The organism is Streptomyces hirsutus, from assembly GCF_001418415.1.
Taxonomy (GTDB): Bacteria; Actinomycetota; Actinomycetes; order Streptomycetales; family Streptomycetaceae; genus Streptomyces; species Streptomyces hirsutus.
This window is the reverse complement of the sequence record NZ_LIQT01000352.1, coordinates 1-2,521: the sequence shown is the minus strand read 5'-3', so window position 1 is coordinate 2,521 and position 2,521 is coordinate 1. Positions and strand designations below refer to the sequence as shown.

Sequence of the window (2,521 nt, the reverse complement as noted above, 5' to 3'; positions counted from 1 at the left end):
GAACGGAGGGGTAGGCGGGCGGCGGAGCCGCCCGAGGGACGGGTGGCGGTGCGTACGCACCCGCCGGTCCGGAGGTGCCGTCCGGTCCGCCCCCCATGAAGGCCGCTCCACCGGCGCCGTGCCCGAAGGCACGCCGGGCCTCCCGGGCCTGCCGCTCCTGCACCACGGCCGCCAGGTACGCCGCCGCCGGCACGCCCTGCGGCACCGGTGCTCCCGTCCGGTCCGCCAGGTCCGCCGCCAGCCGTTCCGCCATCGCGTGGCCCACCTGCGGGTCCAGCTGCCGCATCCGCGTCAGGTACTGGCGTACGGCGAGCCACAGCCCGTCCGGCACCGCGGACAGATCGAGCCCCGAGAATCGGCCGGCCAGCCAGGGCGGAGGCGGCGGCACCGAGTCCACGGGACCGACCGGCAGCCTCTCCCGAACGACGAGGGTCCCGGCGAAGACGTCTCCGAGCCGCCGCCCCCGCGACGACACGAGCGAGGCGATGCACGCGACGACGCCCATCGTCATCAGGATCTCGATCACACCTATCAGACCCCGCACCAGCGCGTGCCGGAAACGGATCGGCCCCCCGTCGTCCCGCACCACCCGCAGCCCGCACGCCATCTTCCCGAGCGACCGTCCATGGCTGAGCGTCTCGACCGCTATCGGAACGCCCACCAGCAACAACAGAAAGACCGCGAGGGATATCGCCGTCTGAGCCGCCTGGTCCAGCGAAGCGGTGGCGGCCACCAGCGCGATGGTCACCACGACATAGACCGTCACGGCCGCGACCAGGTCGAGCAGCACGGCCAGCGCCCTGCTGGGCAGCTTCGCGGGGCGCAGCTCCAACGCCACAGCCTCGCCCGTCACCAGCTCACTCACGTCCGCCCGCCCTTCCCCTGCCCTGCCCGGAACACCGCCAGTCTGCCAAGCTGATGGCACATCGCACCGGAGTACGACCAGCCGATCATCCCGTACCGCCGAGCCGGCCGGTCCGTACGACCGAAGAGCTCGCGGCGGGAGCCGACGAACAGCCGAGGAGCAGGCACACCGATGGACCTCGACGTCTTCGTCTCCGCCCACCGCGCGGAGTGGGACCGCCTCGACGCCCTACTACGGCGCCAGCGCCGGCTGACCGGCGCCGAGGCCGACGAACTCGTCCTCCTCTACCAACGCACGGCCACCCACCTCTCACTGATCCAGTCCGCGGCCCCCGACCCCCAGCTGACCGGAAGACTCAGCCAGCTGGTGGCACGCGCGCGTGGCGCCGTGACGGGGGCACGGCGCGCATCCTGGCGGGACGTCACGCACTTCCTCTCGCACAGCTTCCCGGCCGCCGTGTACCGGGCCCGCCATTGGTGGGTTCCCGCCGCACTCCTGTCCACCGCGGTCGCGGCCCTCCTCGGCTGGTGGATCGGCACCCACCCCGAGGTCCAGGCATCCATCGCCGCACCCGCCGAGCTGCGTGAGCTCACCCGCCCCGGCGGCCAGTACGAGACGTACTACTCCAGCAACCCCGCGGCCTCGTTCGCCGCCCAGGTCTGGACGAACAACGCGTGGGCCGCCGCCCTCTGTCTGATCCTGGGCGTCTTCCTGGGTCTGCCGGTCATCTGGATCCTCTTCACGAACATGCTCAACCTGGGCGTCGGCTTCGGACTGATGGCCTCCGTGGGCCGGCTGGACACCTTCCTCGGCCTGGTTCTGCCCCATGGCCTCCTCGAACTGACCGCGGTCTTCGTCGCCGCCGGCACCGGCCTGCGCCTCGGATGGACCCTCATCGACCCCGGACCACGGCCACGACGCAGGGCCCTCGCGGAGGAAGGCCGGGCGGCACTGGCCATGGCGATCGGCCTCGCGCTGGTCCTCTTCGTCTCCGGCGCGATCGAAGGCTTCGTCACTCCGTCCGGCCTTCCCACCTGGGCCCGCATCACCATCGGAGTCGTCGCGGAGCTGGCCTTCCTGGCCTACGTCTACGTCCTGGGCGGGCGCGCGGCTCGGGCCGGCGAGACCGGCGACCTGGAGACGGCCGAACGCAGCGCCGTCGTGCCGACGGCAGCCTGATGTGCGTGGAGCTCCGTTCAGCTGCTAGTCTCCTCTTCGCCCCGCAGGAACCGTTGACACGGACCGAGCGGGGAGGTAGATTTGAACAGTTGCCTGGAGCTGGGCTCTGACCCGCAGGGGCAACTGTGAACATCTGACTGCTTCTCGAAATCTCAGATTTCGACGAAGCCCCTCCCGATAAATCGGAAAAATTCGACCGGCAAGTTCGGCGCGAAACTTCTGATAAAGTCGGAGCCGCCGGAAAGGGAAATCGCGAAAGCGGGACCCGGGAAGGCGAGCAGCCCGAGGAAATCGGATCGGAAAGATCTGATAGAGTCGGACACGCAAGACCGAAGGGAAGCGCCCGGAGGAAAGCCCGCGAGGGTGAGTACAAAGGAAGCGTCCGTTCCTTGAGAACTCAACAGCGTGCCAAAAATCAACGCCAGATATGTTGATACCCCGACGAGCGGATCTTCTTCCGGTCGTTGAGGTTCCTTT

At 69.4% G+C, this 2,521-nt stretch carries 3 protein-coding genes; 1 reads left to right on the top strand and 2 read right to left on the bottom strand.

Annotated features, from left to right (window positions below; genetic code table 11):
- Positions 1-865: RDD family protein (locus tag AOK11_RS25455; RefSeq protein WP_055596062.1), on the bottom strand; the 865-nt coding region annotated here is incomplete at its 3' end.
- A gap of 171 nt (positions 866-1,036) precedes the next feature.
- On the opposite strand from AOK11_RS25455, the gene AOK11_RS25450 reads away from it, so the two are divergent.
- The gene (locus tag AOK11_RS25450) at positions 1,037-2,044 is read left to right on the top strand and encodes a stage II sporulation protein M (protein WP_055596061.1); all 1,008 of its coding nucleotides are present in this window, start codon (positions 1,037-1,039) and stop codon (positions 2,042-2,044) included.
- Positions 2,045-2,196: 152 nt separating this feature from the next.
- On the opposite strand, the gene AOK11_RS44070 is transcribed toward AOK11_RS25450, so the two are convergent.
- Positions 2,197-2,521: hypothetical protein (locus AOK11_RS44070; RefSeq protein WP_206188923.1), on the bottom strand; the 325-nt coding region annotated here is incomplete at its 5' end.